Consider the following 18174-nt stretch of genomic DNA (forward strand, 5'->3'; position numbering starts at 1 on the left):
CTAGGTCCCCGTCAATGCTTGCTGACGTGATTTGTGGCGCGCATTCCAGGGCTGGGGAGGAGGGTGCCACCGAGGCGCCGTACCGCGGAGCGGCACATCGGCGGGCACAGGGCGGCAACAGCTGTCGCCAGAAAGGCGACAGATGGCGTTCTGGACCTCCTCGCGGAACCTGGACTCCCTGCCACGTGCAAGCCCTCGGAACTCTGCCCTAGCGCTTCTTGACAGGGGTGTCGTCTGCCCGCGTCTCCACCCATCGCTTGAAAAGGTGGTCGTCAAACTCGTAGGGTCCGCGTGGCGATTTTGAGAGCAGGTTGCTGTCATCCAAGGCGCGCATGACTGACTGCAAAGTCGATAGCGGCAGCTGCTTGAGCCCCAGCTTCGCCGCGATTGCGTGTGCGGTGGCACGCGCGAATGGCTTGAAATCGGGGGCCAGGCTCAGCTTGAGCACTTCGCGCTGAAGCTCGGTGAGGCTGCGCCAGGTGCCCTCGTAGTCATCCTGCCCGGCAGCCGCTTTGACAACATTTTCTGCAGCTTGCTCGAGCGTCAGCTCCGGCGTGGCCAGCAGGTGCATCACCGCGGTCAAGAAGGGCTCGGGACGGTGCTGCATCCTGTCGAGCACTGCGACGCCCGCTTCGATGTCCAACACCCGCGTGCCACCTGTCGCCGCGATGAATTTGGCAGCGGCAAACTCCACTAGGTCCCGGCCCAGTAGGGGGAAGTCGATGATGCCGAGTCCCGGGGCGTACAGCGGCGCTTGGGGGTCGGAGAACATGTGCGACAGGCGTGACCGGGAGGAGCCCGTGTAAACAACTCGCACGCAGTCTCGGTGCTTCGTCAGTGCGGTACGCAAGCTCTTGGCCACGTCTTCATTCGCCTCGGTGCGGGCGAGTTCTTGTGCTTCGTCCACCAAGAGCAGCAGCGGGTGCTTCGACGACAGCTTCCCCACGAGCTCGTCAATGCGCAGCCCTAATTCGGCCGTGGCCGTCTTCGCATCGGCGAACTCGAGCTCCGCCTCGCCCTTGAGCTCTCCAACGCTGCCCTTCATCTTCAACTTCTTGATAGGCTCGCGCAGCTTCGCAGCGGCGCGCTCGCGCAGGCTCTTGGGCTCGTGGGCCTCCTCCAGACCCCTCACGATGGCGAGCGCCGGCGAGACCGTGGTTTGCCAGAGGTCGACGTAGGCGACGCGGTATCCCGCCGCCTGAGCGGCCGGCGTCAAGTCCTTACGCAAGAAGACGGTCTTTCCCGTACGACGGGGCGCAAAGATGGATGTGCTCGTGACGACGCCAGCCCCCAATTGGGCCAGGTAGGCTTTAGCGAGGTCTGGGCGCGGGCAGTGCCAAAGGGGTTGAAGTGGTGACATTATGGTCAATTATGTCGTGCTTGCGTAATTGTACTTCTTCTACGTAATCGGACGTAGTCTTGCGGCGGGCGGAGGGGTGGAGAGGCTACCGACCAGAACATGCCGCGCTGAGTCCATGTCGCGAGCGAGCCCAGCCAAAAGATTGGCCCAGGGCGAACCTCCGGGTGAGCGCTTGCAGGCAGATTGTCACGGTCGCGATGTGCCACTAGGCGGCATGCACGGGCACAGGGCCTCCGACTTGCCGGCGGAACCGGCTCCGAATCACGACGCGGCGCTCGCGATGTGACGGCTGAACTGTCATATCGCGAGAGCGCACGTCATGGGCCGGCGGCTGCATGCGCCGTTTCTGGGAATTCCTCTTCCCAGAAATAGGGCGGATGGATACAGTCGAGGCTATGGCACTTCCACTACCCCTTCGCCCTCTCGACCAGCTCAAGCCGCCGGCGCATCTGCTTGGAGCTTCCGGGCCCAACCGTGCACCACCAGAGCGGCTTCTCATCCGAGCTGACAACGACCTCGAAGCGTTGAAGTCGTTCTTAGCGCAGTTCGATTCGTCTCCGGAGACGCATCGCAAGTACGGCCGGGAGGCGGAGAGGCTGTTCCTCTGGTCCTGGCACGAGCGAGACAAGCCTGTATCCGCGCTAATGACCGACGACTACGAGGCCTACCTGCGGTTCATGGCAGACCCGCAGCCCGCCGAGACATGGTGCGGGGTCAAGGCTCCCCGAGAAACCGACCGGTGGCGCCCGTTTGTGGGACCAGTCGGTGAAAGCGCGCTGATGACTGCGTTCGCAGGCCTAGACTCATTTTTAGGCTATCTGGCCAACAGTGGCTACCTCTACGGCAACCCCTTGGGTCTGATTAAGCAGAAGCGCAAGCAGGTCCGTAAGCAGGTCTCGAAGACTGCTGCCAAGCGCGGCGAGCGGCAGCTCGACGAAGACGCCAAGATTGAGCGATTTCTCGACCCAGAGATGTGGATGGCCGTGTCCCAGGCAGTAGAAAGTCTGCCGGAAGACTCCGAGCGGCAGCTCGACGAAAAGGAGCGCGCACGATTCATCTGCGCCATCCTGTACCTTCTGGGCCCCCGGGCGGGAGAGCTTGAGAGTATGCGGATGAGCTCATTCCGGGAGGTCCGCGGCCATTGGTGGTGGCACGTGCTCGGCAAGGGAGACAAGTTCGTGAAGGTCGCCGTGCCCGACGACATGCTTCAGGCCCTAGTGAGATACCGCAAGCACCGCAAGCTCTCCGCGGTGCCAACCAAGAAAGACGACTCCCCTCTTTTGGTGTCGTTGAAGGACGGCAGCTCTATCACCGCGCGCCGGCTGAACCAGATACTGAAAAAGCTTTTTTCCGCAGCCGCGGACCTTCTGCCATCCGAGTCTGCGCACAAGAAGGAGAAGCTTCTGGCGGCCTCAGCTCACTGGGTGCGGCACACGGCAGTTACCGCTCGCGTTGATGCCAAGATGGACCTGCGAATCGTGCAAAAGGACGCGCGTCACGCGGACGCGCGTACCACCGAGCGATATACCCACTCACAGGATGAGGCGTGGCACGAAGAGAGCCAAAAAGTCACCCTCCCCTGGATTGCCTCGAAAGCCTGAATGGATGAACACCTGCCGCGGCGCGAAGCAGGTGTTCGGTAGGCGTTGACGAACCGATGTCCTACACCCCGCCTTTCCTTCGGTTGCAGGACTTGCAGAGCATCTTGCAGTTGGCCAGGATGGACTTGCCGCCGGCGTGCCAAGGGTCGACGTGGTCCCCCTCCATCTCGTCAAGCTTGAAGATTCGGCCCTTGTCTGGGCACGTCACGTCGGCGCACGCCCCGGCCTGCCGAGCGTAAGCCTCTGCCTTAACCTTGTCAGTGAAGGCCCGCAAGTTGAGGTGACGCTCTTGTTTTGTGATGAGGTACGAGTAGATGCCAGACTTCCTCGAGACGTCCTCATCCTTCATTAGTGCCACGACGCGCGTTTCTAACTCGGCCGGGTCCAAGTCGTCGTCTTTGTGCTTGTTATAGAGCTCTCCCCAAGGGACGGACTTCATTTCCCTGCGGACCACGGGGAATGTAGCCTTTACCCAATTTATGACGCTGCTAAAGTAATTCCAGAGTTCAAAGGCAGTCTTGTCGTGTTGGTGGCCAGACATGTAACGGCGCGGGTTACCCCCCTCAATCCAGTTGAGGGCTGTCTCCAGGTATTCCTGCCGGATAGGCGAGCCCGTCATGTAGTCGGAACCGATTTGGTAGGCCGGGCAGTTCGGTTTGCTGAAATAGGCCTTGGCCGATAGCAGCCACGGGCCAACAAATATTGAGTTCAGGAGTTCTTGGTCGGTAAGCTTTTCACCGGCAATGTTGATAGTTTGAAACCAATCCAGCTTCTCACTCTCAGGGCCTTCGCACACGTACACTGTCAGCGGGTATTCAAGAATCTTGTCCATTTGGTCTTGGGGCAAGTTATGAAAATACACCTCGTCAATTGAAAAGTCACCCTTCACGTACTTGCAAATACTCAGCGTGCGCTGCTGGCCGTCCAGCACTTCGAAACTGGCAAGCTTTTCATCGTCAGGAGCATCTGGGTCTGGGTTTCGAACCCAGTACATTACATTGAGTGGGTATCCTTTGCGAACAGTATCGAGAACCTTGTTGCGTTGCACGTCCTTGTAGACGAACTCACGCTGGTACGGCGGACGGATGTTTAGTCTCCCCCCGAAGCCAACTACGCCGGCGTCGCCGCTGTCTGCGTATCCACTTACCAGCTCCCCGATGGATATCTGTCTTGGTTCAATTTTCATTTTGCTTCTTCAATTTTACGATTATGCGTTTGTAGAGGGGGGCCTTGTTCACTACCGGGCCGTTCCACAACATGGACTTGCCCTTCGTGACAATTGCGGTTTTAGTGGCGCCTAGTTCCTCGCCGTGAGCGCCAGCATTAAAACTCCCCACGATTTCGAATTGGGACGGGTTGTATTTGTCTAGGAACGTGATGGGGACACCCATGCACCCGGCATAGTCACATGGAATATCGCTGACTTTGGACACTTCAATGGCATCAAAGTTGTCGTATCGCGGGTAGGAACTTTCGCTCCCCGCGTAAACTTTGAAAAGGACCAGCTCCGCCTTCCGTTTGCTATGGAAAAGGTTGGTGAACCAATATACGCTGCCCATGCTGAAGTACTTCACTCCATCAATAATTTGAACTCTTGATTGCGTCTGTATCTCATAATGCGTGGGCACCTCAAACCATTTCGTTCCTCCGTTGTCGGTCCCCGCCCAGACGACGTTTTCCTTGATAAGCGTGAAGATTTCCTTGTACGTAAGCGCGTTTTGATTTCCGATTATCAAGAACTGCTTCTTGTGCTCGATGAGCTGAGCCACGTATTCTCTGAAGAGGGAAAACGGCGGATTCGTGACAACGATATCCGCTTCTTGCAGGATTTCTACGCACTCTGCGCTACGGAAGTCACCGTCGCCTGTAAGGTCCGTCTTGACCAGAGACTTATCGGCGCCAGTGAACTCCAGTTTGTAGGATGGCCCCCCGCTTGCGTAATGCGTGGCAACTAACTTAGCCAAACCAAGGTGCTCAAAGTTCAGGGTGAAGTACTTCCAGAAGTTGGACCACTCGGGGTCATCGCAGTTGCAAAAGACAGTTTTCCCTGCAAAGTGGCCCTTGTAGTGCCGCAGCTCCTTTTCAATGTCAGTAAGCTGGGTATAAAACTCGTCGTTTTTGCCACGCTTGGCGGCATGCAGTGAAGTGTTGCTAGTGCTTGAATTGGTTGGTGAGGTGGCGGCACGTGTCAAAGTCTGCTCCAAGAGAGAGCAGCACCCGTAGCAAGCGCGAGTCAACTTTTCCGCCTGCTATCGCAGTGAGGCGGTGCTACGAGTGAATATCCTTGTGGGTGCTGGCGATGGGTTAAGCGCCGCACTTTCGGCGGCTATAACGCGTATAAAGGCCGCGTTTTAAATCCGCGATGAGTCTGCGCCTCGGGCGCGACCACCAGATGGAGCGAGCATGGCTGCAGCCGGCCAGCGCGGCCGTGCTAGGCCCCCAAAGATTTGAGGAGGTGGCGCGGACGCTCATTGAGACCCTCGCGGTTGTCGGAGGGTGGGATACCGTAAGGCCGCCGACCCCGAAGCGATAGCTCCGCGGCCAGCCCCTGACCAGTGCAACGTATCGAAGTGGGCGGCTCGATACCTGACATGGAGACAACTCTCACTAGCTGGGGCGCTCCAGGGCGTCGTTATCAGAGGCATCCCTCCCCCAAGTGTCAGCTACCCTCGAAGCAGCCGGCCCGTCCAACGGGTGCTTTGCCCTCCGGAGGGCCGTCACGTTCGGTGCTAATCCTTGTAAGCGAACTCACGCAGGTAAGCCGGCCTTGCGTTCCGGACGCCCTCGAACAGACGGCCGGGCTTAAACCACTCTGCTTAAAGGTCGCCGATAAGCATTTTGTTGCGGGCAAATGTTTAAAGGCGAGCCTCTTATAAAGTCTTGGACCTGATGATGATTCGCGCATACGGCACGACAACCTCGCTCTCCCGCAACATGTAGAGGTCGCCGTCGACCGCTCCTCTCTGTTGTACGGTTTTCCTATAAGCCTTGTGCTCAGCTAGATAGGGTTTGACGCCAATTTCAAGCCCAGAGCTGGCAATCCCTAGTCCTATTATTTCGAACTGATGAGGGCTATGTTTATCCAGGAACGTAATAGGTACGCCCATGTCTCCAGAATAGTCTTTTGGCAGGTCCTTTACCTGCGACACCTCGATGGCGTCGTAATTGGCATAACTGGGGTACGCATATTCGTGGCCACGGTACTCCTTAACAAGAATGATTTCTTCGTTGCGCTTCTCGTGCGGAAGATTCGTGAACCAAGAAATGGCAGGAACCTTGCCGAACTTGTTGCCAGCTTCGTCCAGCCTATCCCACTTTTCATAGTCGGCCGACAACTTAAACTCCATCGTCTTGTTCGCAGAATGACCAAGCCATAGTTGGCCATCCCTGAGCAGCCTGAAGATGTCTTTGTAGGTAATGGCGTTATTGTTGCCAATAATCACAAATTTCTTCTGATGCTCTATCAATTGGGCGACGTATTCCCTGAAAAGGGAGAAGGGGGGATTAGTCACCACGATGTCGGCTTCGCAGAGCAACTCGATGCACTCAGCACTCCGAAAATCTCCGTCCCCCTCGAGGGAAGTCCTGACACCCGCCATGTCGCTGCCACCGGTGTATTCACGCTTGTAGGAGACTTCGCCTCGAGCGTAATGAGTCGCGACAACTTTGGCCAACCGAAGATGCGTGAAATTTAGCGTGAAGTACTTCCAGAAACTCGACCACTCAGGGTCGTCGCAGTTGCAGAAGACGACCTTGTCCTTAAAGTGGTCCTTGTACTGCCGTAGCTCTTTCTCGATGTCGGAAAGCTGGGTGTAGAACTCGTCGTTTTTTGCGCGTTTCGCCGCGGCGAGTGAGTTATTGTTTGCGCTGGTAGCGCGGATTGCACTGGCACTGGCCAAGGTCTGCTCCAAGAAAGAGCAGCACCCGTAGCAAGCGTGAGTCGACCTTTCCGCCTGCTTGTGCAGAAGGCGGTGCTACGAGTGAATATCCTTGTGGGTGCTGGTGTTGTTGAGGGCCGCGCTTGCGGCGGCTATAGCGCGTCTAGGGGTCGCGATTTATACGCAGGCGAAACGCCCGTTTGGGTCCTACCTACGGCCGTTGTGACCCTTCGGCTGCGCCTTTCACCCGGCGTGCTCCGCCTCGGCGCCATTGGTCGAGCCCGAGTCTGGCTTACCCCGGAATCGGCACCATGGCCCCTTTATTGCGAGACGTTCGCCGCAGAGCTCGCGACTAAGGGCTGAGCTCCTGCTGAGCTCCGGGGCGCCAGTTCTGCTAATACCGGTTATCAGAAGCAGGAGGTTGGACTTCGAGTGGTTTCGTCGGCTACTATTTTGGGCCCGCCTACCCCGCCTACCCCGCCTGTCCGAACCCCGAGATTCCTCCAGCATGCAACGAGCTAGCAAGCAATCCCTCGACCACTACGACGAGCGCCGTCGGTGTAGCCAGGCGCTGGAACCCGCCGCTCGGAAGCTCATGCAGCAGATGCAGGACCGTGAAGTGTTGTGCATCGTTAAAGACAAGCCTTGGGCCTCGTACCGGGTAATTTCGGCGACTAGGGACGAAGTGGTTCAGCTAGCGGAGATGCAGCTCGCAACTGCATGTGGCGGGTCGCTGGGGGACGTGCTCGACTGCCTCGACCCCCTTCCGGCTCCAGATTCGCTACGGGAAGACGATGTCTGGAAGGCGGCCCTGAGGTCTTTGGAAGGACCCGACCACTCCCCGCCAGCGTTTCGCTGGTGGCCGAACACGACCGCGGGCCAAAGGGAATTTGCAGCAGCTGCCGCATCCTGTGGGTTGGCTGAGGAAGCTGCCATGCTCGTAGCCCGAGGCCATAGCCGATAAGCGGGGGGCCTGGTCCCTGGCCCTTTCGCGCAGGGTCAATCCTCGCGAGCCTGAAGTGACGCAAGTGCCTGAAGTGCCTTACGGAACTCCTCTTGGCCATCGAAATACCGGTTATCCGAAGTCTCCGGCGGCTGATTCGACGCCGACCTTCCCTGTTCCGCGCGCTAGCGCGCGGACCCCTATTCCTCGAGGTACTCAGGGATTCGCACCAGGAGCTCCCGGACGACAGAGGCAATGGTTAGCCGTACCGACCCCGGACCCTTCTGGTCGCAGGCAGTGAGCAGGCGCCGCATCTCGTAAGAGCCGGGTCGGCTTCCCGGGAACTTCACGGTTGCGTCAAACAGCCCATCAGCCGCAGTTCTCAGGTCCGCGGCGGCGGGGCCTTGGCTGAGCCCGAACCTTGCACCGTACTCCGATGGCGTGATACGCCGCCCAGGGGCCCCTTCGAGGGCAAGCCTTAGGAGCCTCTTCTCCGGAACAGAAAGCGAGTGCACCGCGCGAGCTACTGCGGCCAGTGCTAGGTTCTCATCGTCCATATCTTTGGTCCAGTTCGGCTCGGCCCTCTAAGGGCGAGCCCTTGACGCGTCGCTCAGTTGGTCCGCCATCATTGCGATGCTCGCGACAACACGCGCGGCTTGTTTGAGCTCCACGCGGTCGGAGTGCATTCGCAAGTTGTCGTCCACGACTGAGAACATCCTGTCGCCGTCGTGGGAGCCACGAAGCTTCTGCCATGCGACGACCCCCGACTCCTCGAGTTGCTCCCGCGTGAACACCACGCCTTCAATGTCGTCGTAACCCCGGTCGCAAAGGTGGAACAGGTCGTCCTCGAATCGCCCAGGGTCACGGACGAACACGTACGGGATGTCACCTCCGATGTGGGCCATCAGGTCGCCCACGCCTGGGTCGTCCGATACGTGGTCGCCGATGTAATCCAATTGCTTGGCCCAACGCATGAGCTCAACCACCGCTGCATGGCTCTGGTCCCCTGGTCGTTGCACGCGCAACCGAAGCTGGGGCAACGGTGCGTCGATGGTTGTCCAGGGCGCGGCATCCGAGCCTGCGACGAGCCTTCCGGCCTTGCCGGCCGCCGCGGCCGCATTCCAGTCCCTGAAGCCGTTCTGCTTTGCGACGGCCTCCAATGCGTCGGCTCGCTTGAGCGGGTGCCCTGAGGCGTTGGCTTGCACCTGCAATGCCTCCGCCTGAGCCTTGAGGCTGTAAAGCGAGTCATGCGTATGCGTCGATTTGAATTCCATGGTTTCTCCATATCCAGGCACATCAACAGGCGTTGTTCGCATTACGCCGGCCTGGGAAAACCAAGGTGGCGACAAGAGTTCGAAGAGCAGATTCACCAAGCCTGGAGGAGGCGCGAACGGCGGGGCTGCTACCCACTATTCCGGAGTGTATCGCGAGGTGCGGCTTTCAGGGGCTCCTTGCTAGACGGTGCATGCCCCAACTATCTGCTTTGCGTCAAGCCGCTCCCGCCAGGAGTGACCTCCCCGTCTTACCCGCCCTCCCCGGCGTAGGTATCCTTTGGGACGTCGACGGCGTCCTTGTGCGCAGCGAGCCACTTCACATGGAGAAGTTGGTCGCGGTGGCGCGCCGCTGCGGCGTCGAGATTCCCGCAGCTGCTTTCTCGACGGTACAGCGCTTCACCGTGCCTGGAGCGGAAGGCGCGCCTGTGGAGGCCCAAATGCCGCTATACGGCGCTGGCGACAAGAACGTCTACCACTGGCTGGTGAGCATTCGCCCTGAAATCAAGCAGGTACTCTCGCTGGACCAGTGGCTCGCTCTGCTCCTCGACCACTACCTGGCGCAAGCACACCGCATCGAAGCCCGAGGCTCGATACCAGAGGTGGTCAGACAGCTCGAATCCGCCAAAGCTCTCCAGGGCGTGGTTACGAGCGGCATCCCTGCCCAGGTGACTGCCAACCTCAAAGCCGTGGGCCCGGCCAGCGAGCACTTCGCCTTCGTGCTGACGGCAGACGATGTGACGCAGTCAAAGCCGCACCCTGAGGGGTATTTGCGAGGGGCCGCGCTGTTGGCCGATAAGTTTTTGTCGACAAAATCCGGCCCGCTCGTCATCGTTGCGGTGGAAGACAGCCCTCCCGGTGTCCGGGCAGCCTTGGACGCGGGGCTGCTGTGCATCCAATTCCTGTTGCCAGGCCAGGCGCCTGAAGTCTTGACGCCGCACGAAGCGGGCCGTTTTCGGGCCGCGACGAGCGCCGAGGAGGTGCTGGCTGCCATTCACGCGTTTGCCGAGCAGCAGCGCGGGCGGTAGCCCGCCCTGGGGGCAAGCTTCAAGACGCGAGAGCCTTTTCGAACTCGGCGACAGCTTCCTTGCTCAGCCATTGGTGGATGTGCTTGTCTCGGATGGGGCCGTGGTGCTCCAGGGTGAACCGCAGGAGCCGGGCACAGTACTCGATGGCGAACGCATGGTTGGCCTTGGTGACTGCCTGGAACGCCTCGCAATCGAGAGTGCCGGCGGCGGCTCGCACCAGGTCCTTGAGGGACTGGTCGAAATTCATGGAGTTACCCGAGACCTGGAAGATTCCAGCCTCGATGGTGCACGGCGTGTTCGAGTCCGGGTTCGTCGTATCGACGCCTGCGGTCCACTTCCAGGAACTCTCGTAGCCGGCGAGCACCCGTAACACCTCAAGCATGACCGCCCTCCTCTGGCGCATATCGCCAGGCGTGAAGGGGCCGAGCACCGGGGCAACGTCGGAATAGATTTCGTGCTGCGGTCGAGGTGCGAAGATGTCGTCGGGAGCGGTTTTGGCCCATGCGACGATTTCGTCCAGGAAGGCATCTGGTGCGACCCCTCGGTTGTGGACCTTCTTTTTCGCGGCAACGAATGGCGTCGGGTTTGGCATCAGGGGTACCTCCTGGGACGCGGATGGTCCCACCGTTCTGCCGGCGCGGCAAGCCCGCGGCCGCCACCGTTCGTGCGGGCCAGCGTGGAAAAAGCCCTGTGAACAGGTCACAGGGCTTTGGAATGAGCGAAACGAATCTAGACAGCGGTCCGGAGCGCGTCGAGCTCGTCGAGCTTGTCAGCAAAAGCCAGGACGCCGGCGCCGAGAGCGCGCAAATCGCTGGGTGTGAGACGCGACGGCAGCTTGATGCTGATGTCAGGCGTCTTGTCCGTCAGCAACGTAGCCTTGATGACCGTCTCGGTCTTGCCCTTGAGCCCGACCTCGAGCTGGGCCATCCCGCGGACGGTTCCGCTGGGCGTCTTGAATATCTGCTTGTTGATTTGGTGCATCGTTTGGTGAACGTGAGGTCTTCCCTGTAGCAATGTCCGCTGGGTCTTGGGAGGGGACGCCGCCCCTCAGCCCTCTTCGACGGCCTGAGCCTGGCGCGTGTCGACGACCACACCGGCCTTGGCGAACTCGGCCATGGTGTAGCCCTTCTTCAGGGCGTTCGACCAAATGAGGGCGTGCTCGCGAACGAAGGCCGCGCGGGCGCCGTAGGCCGTGTCGCTGAAGGTGTCGTAGAGGACGGCATTGTGGGGCCGCGGGGTCACGACGGCGAAATGCCCCTTGCGGTGCCAATCGGAGTGCTGACTTTCTTGGTTCGGCATGACTTGTCCTTTTGTCTGGTTGGCCTGAGAGGTATAGCGCCCTGCCCTCGCCCAGTGAACATTGGCGCCCGAAAGGGGCGCTCAGGACCGGTCTTAGGCCGCCGGCCTGCAGCCTGGCGGACCCGCCGGCGGGCTCTCCTAAACCCTTCCTCGGCTGCCCTGCCCCGCTAGCTATACGGCGCAGGACATAACCAAGGAAAACCATGCAATACAACAAGACGGCTCTCGAGCTCGACCTCTTCGTGAACAGCTCCACTCACGTGGACGGCACGGTGACCCAGCTCGAGAAGCTGTTTTACCCATTTGAAGACATAACCGACAAGTCCGTCTCGCTGGCTGCGGCCTACCGCGCGCGCGTGACGACCCCGACAGGCGACCACACGGTCTTCGTATCCTATCGGGAACTGGCCGGAGCGCCGACCTACAACCTGTGGTGTGGCGACAAGTTCTCCGAAGGCAAGGACCTCACCGACGCGCAAGCGAAGGAGCGCTGCAAAAAGGCGGCGGAAGGAACTTCCGACCCGAGGACGCTGATTGCCCAAATGATGTCCGAAGGCTTCGCGAAAATGCCGGAGTCGACGGGCTGCAACTTCTGGCGGCTGATGCGAAGCAACAAGATTTGCAAGCACGTCGAAACGTTCCTGTTTCACCTGAAGACGAACAACCCGGACTTCGCGACCGAGCTGGCAACGGACTACAAGGCCGTTGCGAGCGGCGTCCCGCCAACGGCCGCCGCGTCCTCGAAGCACTACACCCTTGCCGACCTGGCCTTCCGAGTGCCGGTGCTCTACGAGGGTGACCGCGGCGCAGGTAAGACCTTCGAAGCTCGCGCGTTCGCGCGCAGCCGAAAGCTGCCGTACGTGGAATGCCCGGGGCACGAAGGTATCGAGGCGCCCGACCTGCTCGGCTTTCTTGTGCCATACGGCCCTGGCCAGATGGTGTGGAAGGACGGACCGCTTTCCGAGGCGTTCCGCAAAGCTCAGAAGGGCAAGACGGTGCTGGTGCTGGACGAAATTCTGCGCATCCCCAATCGCGAGCTTTCCATCCTGCTGACGGCGTTCTCGCCGGACAACGGGGTGTACCGGCTGCGCACCGGTCGAATCGTATCTGTGGAAGACGGCATCGCGAGCGAAGAAACGCTCGAATGCCCGGTCGAAAACCTCTGTGTCGTGGCGACCACCAACGTGGGCTCCGAATATGCGGTGGATGACTGTGACCCGGCGTTGGCCGAGCGATTCATCGTGCTGCGCAAGGACACGAACGAGGCTGAACTGAAGCGCATCCTCACGGGGATTGCGGTCAAGAACGGGCTCTCCGCTACCGAGGTGACGAAGGCTCTCAAGTTCTTCAAGCACATGGGTGAGGCGATGAACAACGGGCTGGTGAAAAACATCCCGACGACCCGAACCATGGCTCGCGCGTTCGAGCTGGCGGTGGTCGATGAGGACGTCGTCAAGGGGCTGCGCTCGCAGATTCTTCTGTGGGTTGCGCGCACCAGCGAGGGCAAACCTGTCGCAGAGCAGGTGACGTTCGTGACGGCGACTTTGGACAAAGACTTCCCTTAACAAAAGGAGCTATCAATGCACGCGCTTTCCTTCGCAGGGCTCTCCCCGCGACCACGTGGCGCGCCGGTAGCGCCTTCGCCTCCGCCGCCACCCCCGCCACCTCGGCGGTACACGCTGTCCGACCAGTTCTTCAAAGGATGCATCGACCGCGCCATTCAGGCGGCAATCTTCGGCCCGATAACGCTGGGCGAGAAGCAGGTGGTGAAAATGAAGCCTGCGTTCGACACGGCATGCTGGGTGCATCTGCCGCCGCATCGAATCTACATCGGGGCGGACCTGTTCGAGAAGGACATGGTCAAGCTGAAGCTCTCGAGCGAGCTGCAAGAAAAGTACATCGCCAACCACTATCACCACGAGCGGGCACACGCCCTGTACACGATTCGAGACCTAACGGTCCCGAAGAAGGCTCTGGCGAAGATGAAGGCCCCGTTCTCGCTCTGGAATCTGTTCGAAGATGCGTATATCGAGGACCGGTATCGCCGTGAGGCAAGTTACCAGTTCGAATGGCGCCTCATGGAGGACGGCGACTTCAACAGCCGACCGGAAAGCGTCCTGTTCGCGTTGATACAGCGCGAAGGCGCACTGGACGACGTGACTGCTGACCTCGACGCCTGGACCTACAACGCAAAGAAGGCAGGACGGCCCGACGGACCCATTGCCATCGACGCAACGGGTCTGCGCCTGGAGCCCGACGTCAAGTCGGCGCTCAAGGTCTGGCTGCCGAAGGTTGCATTGTTCTATGCGCGAGCTGTCGCCGTAAGCGGCTCGATGGACCTTATGCCCATCATCAAGGCGTGGATTGCCGAGTTTGGCCTGCCGCCTGAGCGTCCGCCTGGCAGTGGCCAGTTTCCGGGAATTTCTTCGGACCTCCAACTGGGTGAGGGGCTGCAAGCGAGCCCCGAAGCACTCGCGGAGTTCGACAAGGATGCCAAGCCCATGATGGGCGGCGAAACACCTCGAGGAAGCGGGGGGAAGGGCACCGAGGCAGAAGACGACGCGTCTAAGGACGTCCCGGTGTCGCAAAAAGGCACCGTTCTCGGTGACGCGGAGCACTACGTGGACCCGTCAAGGGTGGATGCGGTGTTCCAAAAGCTGAGGAAGTTCTTCGAATCGAAGAGCCGCCATATTTCGACCTTGACGCCACAGCGGCGGGTTTCGGCGAGGCACTTCGCGGTCGGCCGCGCGCCCTACCGAAAGGTGGAGTTGCAGGGCCGCGCCAAGAAGAAAATCGTGATTGTGGTGGATTGCTCCGGCTCTATGGGCATGAATGACGGCCTCCACATCAATGAGGCACGCATCCTGGTCGCCGCGCTCTCGGAGCTGGCACGCAAGGGGCTCCTTTCCGGACACGTCGTCCTCACGGGTGTCGAAAAAGGGCCAATCCACGAGACCTATGAGCTTCCGATGCAGGTCGAGACCACGTCCAGAATCGGTGCCGAGTTTGGGGCCGAGGGGCTGGAAGCGGCCATTCGCGCAAACATGAAGCTGTGCAAGGAGGCGGACTACGTGTTCGTCTACACGGACGGACACATCACGGACCACCGCATCAAGAAGTCGGAACTGCACGCGCAGGGTGTTTACACCTGGGGCCTCTATGCGGGTTTCGACCAGTCGCTCCTGGCGGGCCTCCTGGCGTACTTCGATAAGGCCGTGCTGCGCACCTGCGCAGAGGACTTGGTCGACGCCATGCTAGCGCAGACAAAGTAGCTAGCCTTTCTTCAAAGCCTTGTCGCTCCGCGGCAAGGCTTTTTTCTAGATTGCTGGCTGGCTTGGCGGCCGGTTTAGGGCGTGGGCCCGCGCCGGCGCAACTCCCTATACGCGGTCAAGGAAACCAAACCAGAAAGACCATGCGTCAAGACAAAGCCATCAAGTACTTGCGGCACGCCGCAAGCTTTGCCCGAGAGTTCTCCAAGGACCGTTCGACTAAGGTCGGCGCCCTGTTCCTGCACCCAACGGATTTCACCATCCTGACCGCCGGCTACAACGGCATGCCCCGTGGGGCTGACGACGATGCTCCCGAGCGCCACGAGCGGCCTCTGAAATACGAGTATTTCGAGCACGGCGAGCGAAACGGTGTCTTCAATGCCGTCCGCCCGCTCCTTCGAGGCTCGATTTGCCTGACAACCGAAGTGCCGGGGATGAGCACCGCGCGCGCCGTCATTGCGGTGGGCGCCAGCGAGCTCTGGTTCCCGTACACCCAACTGCCGACAGATGGGCTCAAGCGAGCCCTCGCCCTGTTCGCAGAAACGGGGGTCAAGGTGCAGTCGTACCGCGGAGGCGTCGTCGCCGGCGACCCAGAACGGCACACCCGCAAGCTGACCGCATACCTGGCGCATGCACGCTCCTTGGCAGCAAACCTGGCCAAGGACCCTCGCGCCGGCGCTACGCTCTTCCTCGAACCGGGCACCTACACCCAGCTCGCCGAAGGCTACAGTGGTATGCCACGCGGCTCCAATGATGGCGCGAGCCACCGCTACGACGGCGAGGAACGACAGTTCTGGGTCGAGGACTCGGTGCGCAATGCCATCTACAACAAGGCACGGCCCTTGCTGACCGGCAGCGTCGCTGTCGTCACTGAAATGCCCTGCTCGGAATGCTTGCGCGCCATCGCTGCAGTCGGCGCCTCGGAGGTCGTCACGACGCCTCCTTCGGCCGAGTTCCAGGCCCGTTGGGCCGAACAGCTCGAGCGTACGCGCGCAATGGCGGACGAGCTTGGCATCTCGCTGACTTTCGTACCCCGCGATGAGCTCGCCCCCGCAAAGCTGGAGTTCGCGCTGTAGGCCCGCGCTCCCGCTGATTTCAAAAGCTCCTGCCGGCATTTGCCTGCAGGAGCTTTTCTGTGGCTAAAGCGGGTGCGCTAAACGGCGCATGCGAATTCCCCCGCCCGACCTGCTCGCGCGGCTTGACCCGAGTGCATTCAACCTTGCGAATGCTCCGCATGCGAGCCTCGCCCACCCCGACCCCGACGAACTAGGCCTTGACCAAGGTCGTCGAAGTTTCCTGCGCGCGGCCGCCGGCGCGGCCGCTGCCGGCTTCCTCCCTCCGGCAAACAGCGCGATGGTGTTCAATACGGATGTGGGCTCGGAGCCCGCGAAAGAAGACGCCCCTGCCCCGCAGGCGGTCGAAGAGGGCAAGGCGGAGCTGGTGCTGCCTCAGGCTCCCCGGCAACAGGCGATGCGTCGCCTTGCGATTGGCGAAATCCCAGGAGACTTCTGGGAGCGCCCCCGCGAGCTGCACCTCCAACGTCAAGGCACGTCCGAGCGGATGCGAATCGTCTACTGGCGCGACGGGAAGCTGGTCCCTGAGGGCTACTGGGCCGCCTGCAACCTGCTACGGGACGTCAAAGCCAAGATGATGACCTACATGGACCCAGCGGTCCTGGACATTCTGCGCGGCATCCTTGGCTACTACGAGGCCTGGAACTGGAACTACCCCATCATCATCACCTCCGGCTACCGGACGGTTGGGACCAACAATGGCCTGAAGTCCGAAGGAGCAGCGAAGAACTCGATGCACCTTTACGGGCGCGCGGTCGACCTCTACATGCAACGCATCCCGGTCGCCCACCTCGGCCAACTTGGCATGCACTTCCAGCGCGGGGGTGTGGGCTTCTACCCGCAAAGAGGCTTCGTGCACCTCGATACAGGGCGCCTGCGCAGCTGGAAAGGCTAGGGGTACGGATGGCCGGGCCCAATAGGCCTACTTCGGCTGGACGGCCATGACAGTTTCTATGGGCAAGCGCCGTTTCATTTGAGACGCCCAGCGCCCCTTGCGGGGGCAATCGCTAGACGTGAACAGGACAACCAACCCCCCCTGTTCATGGAAATCTCATTCAACCACGTCATCAAGCTGGCAGCCCGCTTGGGGCGCAGCATCCACATCTTCGACCTGGAGTGCACCACCTTTCGCGGCATGGCGAACTTTGGCATCACCGAGGTTGCCGGCTTCCGGGTCTGGCCTGACAAGGACTCCGGCGCCATCTACAGCCACCTCATCAACCCCGAGCGAGAAATCTCGCGTGAAGCTCAAAAGCTGACCGGCATCACACAGAGCATGGTCGCCGACAAAGAGCTTTGGGGTGCGCGCTACGCCGCCGACTACCGTCGAATGGCCGGCGACACCTGGCTCACCGGGTACAACATCAAGACCTTCGACCTTCATGCCGTCAAAGACATGAACGAGCGGTACGGATTCCCCATCGACGAGTTCAAGTTCGTCTTCGACGTCCGGGACCTTCACCTGAACCTGTCGTGCGCTGAAAACAAAAAGGGAACGCTCGTCGAGGTGGCCGCGATGTACGGCGTGACCCCCAAAGGCGCAGCGCACAGGGCCAAGGCCGACGTTATCCTGACGGTGGAGACCCTGGACAAAATCATCGACCTCTACGGGATGCAGGCGGTCCTCGACCGAATTCTCCCGAAGGCCGATGGGGCCTACGACAAGCTGACAGCTCAAGCCATCGCGAAGTTCGTCAAGAACAAGACCCAGGTCTCGCTCCCGCAACTCGCCAAGGCCTTTGTCACGGACGAAAAAAAGGTGAGCTTCGAGCTCGCCGGGCCATCGACGAGCGCCTGGTCGACCCGACCATCTTCGCGGCCGCGGACACGCAGCATTGGCTTGCTGAAGCACTTGTTGAAGTCAACGGTGAGCTCGTCACTGGCGGCAAGCTGAAGCCTCTGTACGAGGCCTTGGCGTCCGGCAAGCCTGAAGGCGTGCTGCTGGACTACGTGCAGCTGCGCGTGGCCCTCAGTAGCATGGGCATGGACTGGAGCTCTCGAAAGCCCACCTGAAGCGACAATTCGAAACGCCGGCAATGCCGGCGTTTTTCTTTCACTAGGCGGCCAGAAGGGCCGGGCTGTCGTCCGTGTCGGCGCTGAGGTCCAGAAGAACCGTTTTTTGCTGCTGGTACAAGACCGAGATGCGGGTGACCCGCTCATCCGTGAGCTTGAGCAGCGCTTCCTGGCAGGGCTGTCCCACCGGGTAGTAGACCCAGCGCAGCGTCTTGGCGCAGATTTCGGCCAGGAGACGCGTATGCAGGCGCGCGGCCGGGATGCGGGAAGTCCGCCAGCCGCCACGGTCAAGAACGCGAACGTCCACGAACGTATCCGGGGCTGCGGTGCGGTCGATGTTGATGTCAAAGAGGGGTGCGAAGCTCTCAAGGCGGCGGCGGTCGGTTTCAGTGAGCTTCTCAGTTGCTCGAACGATGGTTGCGGTCATTGCGGTCTTTCC

17 protein-coding genes are annotated in these 18174 nt (G+C 60.6%); 7 read left to right on the forward strand and 10 right to left on the reverse strand.

Annotated features, from left to right (window positions below; all coding sequences use genetic code 11):
- Positions 1–208: 208 nt before the first annotated feature.
- Positions 209–1228 (reverse strand): hypothetical protein, encoded by a 1020-nt coding sequence (locus WDLP6_RS31560; protein ID WP_232077612.1) that lies wholly within the window; start codon positions 1226–1228, stop codon positions 209–211.
- A 467-nt stretch (positions 1229–1695) separates the two neighbouring features.
- On the opposite strand from WDLP6_RS31560, the gene WDLP6_RS31565 reads away from it, so the two are divergent.
- Complete coding sequence (locus WDLP6_RS31565; protein WP_232077619.1) at positions 1696–2961, forward strand: tyrosine-type recombinase/integrase; 1266 nt, start codon at positions 1696–1698, stop codon at positions 2959–2961.
- A gap of 61 nt (positions 2962–3022) precedes the next feature.
- On the opposite strand, the gene WDLP6_RS31570 is transcribed toward WDLP6_RS31565, so the two are convergent.
- From WDLP6_RS31570 to WDLP6_RS31590, 5 genes are all read right to left on the reverse strand, one after another.
- Positions 3023–4147: an HNH endonuclease family protein gene (locus WDLP6_RS31570; RefSeq protein ID WP_162571129.1), complete on the reverse strand. Its 1125-nt coding sequence runs from the start codon at positions 4145–4147 to the stop codon at positions 3023–3025.
- The gene (locus tag WDLP6_RS31575) at positions 4137–5153 is read right to left on the reverse strand and encodes an adenine-specific methyltransferase EcoRI family protein (RefSeq protein ID WP_162571130.1); all 1017 of its coding nucleotides are present in this window, start codon (positions 5151–5153) and stop codon (positions 4137–4139) included. Before WDLP6_RS31575 ends, WDLP6_RS31570 begins: the two co-directional genes overlap by 11 nt.
- A 678-nt stretch (positions 5154–5831) precedes the next feature.
- Complete coding sequence (locus WDLP6_RS31580; RefSeq protein ID WP_232076888.1) at positions 5832–6860, reverse strand: adenine-specific methyltransferase EcoRI family protein; 1029 nt, start codon at positions 6858–6860, stop codon at positions 5832–5834.
- A gap of 1122 nt (positions 6861–7982) precedes the next feature.
- Positions 7983–8339: a hypothetical protein gene (locus WDLP6_RS31585; RefSeq protein ID WP_162571131.1), complete on the reverse strand. Its 357-nt coding sequence runs from the start codon at positions 8337–8339 to the stop codon at positions 7983–7985.
- A 27-nt stretch (positions 8340–8366) separates the two neighbouring features.
- Positions 8367–9056 (reverse strand): glyoxalase superfamily protein, encoded by a 690-nt coding sequence (locus WDLP6_RS31590; RefSeq protein ID WP_162571132.1) that lies wholly within the window; start codon positions 9054–9056, stop codon positions 8367–8369.
- Between the two features lie 191 nt (positions 9057–9247).
- Between WDLP6_RS31590 and WDLP6_RS31595 the strand changes: the two genes are divergently transcribed.
- Positions 9248–10081 carry an HAD family hydrolase gene (locus tag WDLP6_RS31595; protein WP_269475011.1) on the forward strand — a complete coding sequence of 278 codons (834 nt, stop codon included), beginning with the start codon at positions 9248–9250 and terminating at the stop codon, positions 10079–10081.
- Between the two features lie 19 nt (positions 10082–10100).
- Here the strand turns inward: WDLP6_RS31595 and WDLP6_RS31600 are convergent, their stop codons facing one another.
- The 3 genes from WDLP6_RS31600 to WDLP6_RS31610 all read right to left on the reverse strand — a co-directional run bounded on the left by WDLP6_RS31600 (position 10101) and on the right by WDLP6_RS31610 (position 11380).
- Positions 10101–10673, reverse strand: a complete 573-nt coding sequence (locus tag WDLP6_RS31600; protein ID WP_162571134.1) for a hypothetical protein — start codon at positions 10671–10673, stop codon at positions 10101–10103.
- Positions 10674–10810: 137 nt separating this feature from the next.
- Complete coding sequence (locus tag WDLP6_RS31605) at positions 10811–11062, reverse strand: hypothetical protein (protein ID WP_162571135.1); 252 nt, start codon at positions 11060–11062, stop codon at positions 10811–10813.
- Positions 11063–11128: 66 nt separating this feature from the next.
- The gene (locus WDLP6_RS31610) at positions 11129–11380 is read right to left on the reverse strand and encodes a hypothetical protein (RefSeq protein WP_162571136.1); all 252 of its coding nucleotides are present in this window, start codon (positions 11378–11380) and stop codon (positions 11129–11131) included.
- A 203-nt stretch (positions 11381–11583) separates the two neighbouring features.
- Here WDLP6_RS31610 and WDLP6_RS31615 point away from each other — a divergent pair, with 203 nt between their 5' ends.
- From WDLP6_RS31615 to WDLP6_RS31635, 5 genes are all read left to right on the forward strand, one after another.
- Entirely contained in the window at positions 11584–12945 is a 1362-nt protein-coding gene (locus WDLP6_RS31615) for an AAA family ATPase (RefSeq protein WP_162571137.1), read from the forward strand.
- A 15-nt stretch (positions 12946–12960) separates the two neighbouring features.
- Complete coding sequence (locus tag WDLP6_RS31620; RefSeq protein WP_162571138.1) at positions 12961–14652, forward strand: hypothetical protein; 1692 nt, start codon at positions 12961–12963, stop codon at positions 14650–14652.
- A gap of 140 nt (positions 14653–14792) precedes the next feature.
- The gene (locus WDLP6_RS31625; protein ID WP_068673669.1) at positions 14793–15725 is read left to right on the forward strand and encodes a hypothetical protein; all 933 of its coding nucleotides are present in this window, start codon (positions 14793–14795) and stop codon (positions 15723–15725) included.
- An 88-nt stretch (positions 15726–15813) separates the two neighbouring features.
- On the forward strand, positions 15814–16617 hold the full coding sequence (locus tag WDLP6_RS31630; protein WP_162571139.1) for a YcbK family protein: 804 nt from the start codon (positions 15814–15816) through the stop codon (positions 16615–16617).
- 147 nt (positions 16618–16764) lie between these two features.
- Positions 16765–17616 carry a 3'-5' exonuclease gene (locus tag WDLP6_RS31635; protein WP_162571140.1) on the forward strand — a complete coding sequence of 284 codons (852 nt, stop codon included), beginning with the start codon at positions 16765–16767 and terminating at the stop codon, positions 17614–17616.
- Positions 17617–17778: 162 nt separating this feature from the next.
- Here WDLP6_RS31635 and WDLP6_RS31640 read toward each other — a convergent pair whose 3' ends face one another.
- Entirely contained in the window at positions 17779–18162 is a 384-nt protein-coding gene (locus WDLP6_RS31640) for a hypothetical protein (protein ID WP_068673665.1), read from the reverse strand.
- Positions 18163–18174 lie beyond the last annotated feature (12 nt).

Source organism: Variovorax sp. PBL-E5 (genome assembly GCF_901827185.1).
Lineage (GTDB): Bacteria > Pseudomonadota > Gammaproteobacteria > Burkholderiales > Burkholderiaceae_C > Variovorax.